Source organism: Gordonia sp. (in: high G+C Gram-positive bacteria) (assembly GCF_049299075.1).
In the GTDB taxonomy this organism is placed as follows: domain Bacteria; phylum Actinomycetota; class Actinomycetes; order Mycobacteriales; family Mycobacteriaceae; genus Gordonia.
In genome coordinates, this window is sequence record NZ_JBAQWU010000131.1 from 1 (window position 1) to 2,837 (window position 2,837).

Genomic DNA, 2,837 nt, shown 5'->3' on the forward strand with positions numbered 1-2,837 from the left:
CGCCCGCGAGGTGCACCACATGGCACTGCTGATCGCCTTCGGTGCGGCCGCGATCAACCCGTACATGGCTTTCGAAACGATCGAGGACATGATCGATTCGGGCGCCCGGAGCGAAGCGAGCGGACCCAATCTGCTCGGCGGGATCTCCGGCCCGGCCGACTATTCCAAGGCGCGCGCCAACTACATCAAGGCCGCGGGCAAGGGTGTGCTCAAAGTGATGAGCAAGATGGGTATCTCCACGGTCCCGTCGTACAACGGCGCCCAGCTCTTCCAGGCCATCGGGCTGAGCCAGGACATGGTCGACGAGTTCTTCACTGGTCTGCGCAGCCAGCTCGACGGCATCGGGCTCGACGAGCTCGCCGACGAGGTAGGCGCGCGGCACGCGCTTGCCTTCAGCGAGCGGCCGAGCGAGCGGGCCCACCGCGAACTCGAGGTCGGCGGCGAGTACCAGTGGCGCCGGGAAGGGGAGTACCACCTCTTCAATCCGGAGACGGTGTTCAAGCTGCAGCACGCGACCCGCACCGGGCAGTACAGCGTGTTCAAGGAGTACACGAAGTTGGTCGACGATCAGTCGACTCGGCTCGGCACGCTGCGCGGGCTGTTCGACTTCAACTTTGGCGACCGGGATCCGATCCCGTTGGACAAGGTGGAGCCGGCCAGCGAGATCGTCAAGCGTTTCTCGACCGGTGCGATGAGCTACGGCTCGATCTCGGCTGAAGCCCACGAGACGCTCGCGATTGCGATGAATCGCCTTGGTGGCAAGTCGAATTCGGGTGAGGGCGGGGAGGACCCGCGGCGCTTTGCGCGGGACGAGAACGGTGACTCGCGGCGCAGCGCCATCAAGCAGGTGGCGTCGGGTCGTTTTGGTGTCACCAGCCACTACCTAAGCAACTGCACCGACATTCAGATCAAGATGGCGCAGGGCGCCAAGCCCGGCGAGGGTGGCCAGTTGCCCCCGCACAAGGTCTACCCGTGGGTGGCCGAGGTGCGTGGCAGCACGCCCGGCGTCGGCCTGATCTCGCCGCCTCCGCACCACGACATCTACTCGATCGAGGACCTGGCGCAGCTCATCCACGATCTGAAGAACGCGAACCCGCAGGCGCGGATTCACGTGAAACTTGTGTCCGAACTCGGCGTGGGCACGGTGGCCGCGGGTGTCTCGAAGGCGCACGCGGACGTCGTCCTGATCTCCGGTTTCGACGGCGGTACGGGTGCGAGCCCGCTGACCTCGCTCAAGCACGCCGGTGCGCCGTGGGAGATCGGTCTGGCCGAGACCCAGCAGACGCTGCTGCTGAACGGTTTGCGCGACCGGATCGTCGTGCAGGTCGACGGGCAGCTCAAGACCGGCCGCGATGTCATGATCGCGGCGCTGCTCGGCGGCGAGGAGTTCGGATTCGCGACCGCGCCGCTGGTGGTGTCGGGCTGCATCATGATGCGCGTCTGCCACCTCGACACCTGCCCGGTGGGTGTCGCGACGCAGAATCCGCTGCTGCGCGAGCGCTTCAACGGCAAGCCGGAGTTCGTCGAGAACTTCATGCTCTACATCGCCGAAGAAGTGCGAGAACTATTGGCGCGGTTAGGATTCCGCACGCTCGCCGAGGCCGTTGGTCAGGTCGAGGCGCTCGACACCAGCAAGGCCATCGGGCACTGGAAGGAGGCGAAGGCAGGCAAGCTCGACCTCTCGCCGATCCTGACCGTGCCGGAGTCGCCGTTCATGAACCAGGACCGGTACTGCTCGGGCAGCCAGGACCACGGTCTGGACAAGGCTCTCGACAACGAGCTGATCGCCAAGGCGCGGCCAGCTATCGAGTCGGGCACCCGGGTGTTCATCGAGTCGCCGATCACCAACGTCAACCGCACGGTGGGCACCATGCTCGGCCACGAGGTGACCAAGGCGTACGGAGCCGAAGGCCTACCCGACGGCACCATCTCGCTGGCCTTCACCGGCTCGGCGGGCAACAGCTTCGGCGCCTTTGTGCCGCGCGGCATCACCATGCGGTTGTCCGGTGACGCGAACGACTTCGTCGGCAAGGGACTTTCGGGCGGCAAGATCGTCGTCGCTCCGTCGGTCGACGTGCCTGACGGATTCGTCGCCGAGGAGAACATCATCGCGGGCAACGTGATCGGTTTCGGTGGCACCGCCGGAAAGATCTTCCTGCGGGGTGTGGCTGGCGAGCGATTCTGTGTTCGTAACTCGGGCGTGCACGCCGTCGTCGAAGGTGTGGGCGACCACGGCTGCGAGTACATGACCGGCGGCCGGGTGGTTGTGCTCGGTGAGACGGGCCGCAACTTCGCCGCTGGTATGTCCGGCGGGGTCGCGTACGTGTACGACAAGAACGGGACGTTCGAGCAGAACCTGAACACCGAGCTCGTCGACCTGGTCCCGCTCGACGACGAGGACCTGTCCTACCTGCGGGCCATGCTCACCGAGCACCGGGACGAGACGCGATCACCCGTCGCGGCGAAGATCCTGGGCAACTGGGCGGTGGCCCAGACCAAGTTCGCGAAGGTTCTGCCCCGCGACTACAAGAGAGTGCTTGACGCCATCGACGTCGCCGAGCGCACCGGACGAGATGTCAACGAAGCGATCATGGAGGCGGCACGTGGCTGATCCCAGAGGATTCCTCAAGCACACCGAGCGGCAGACGCCCACCCGGCGCCCCGTCGACCTGCGGCTGATGGACTGGAACGAGGTCTACAAGGACTTCGACCGGGACACGCTCCGCACCCAGGCCTCGCGCTGCATGGACTGCGGTATTCCGTTCTGCCACAACGGATGTCCGCTCGGAAATCTGATTCCCGAGTGGAACGACCTGGTCTACCGGGACCGCTGGGAC

Annotated in this window: 1 protein-coding gene and 1 pseudogene; both read left to right on the top strand. The window is 65.6% G+C overall.

All coding sequences use genetic code 11. The features are described 5' to 3' along the window. On the top strand, positions 1-2,611 hold a 2,611-nt coding region (locus tag WAW85_RS04435), incomplete at its 5' end, for a glutamate synthase-related protein (protein ID WP_422558436.1). After that, positions 2,604-2,837 (top strand): annotated as a pseudogene (gltD, locus tag WAW85_RS04440) (glutamate synthase); the annotation flags it as partial. The gene WAW85_RS04435 and the pseudogene gltD, both read left to right, overlap by 8 nt.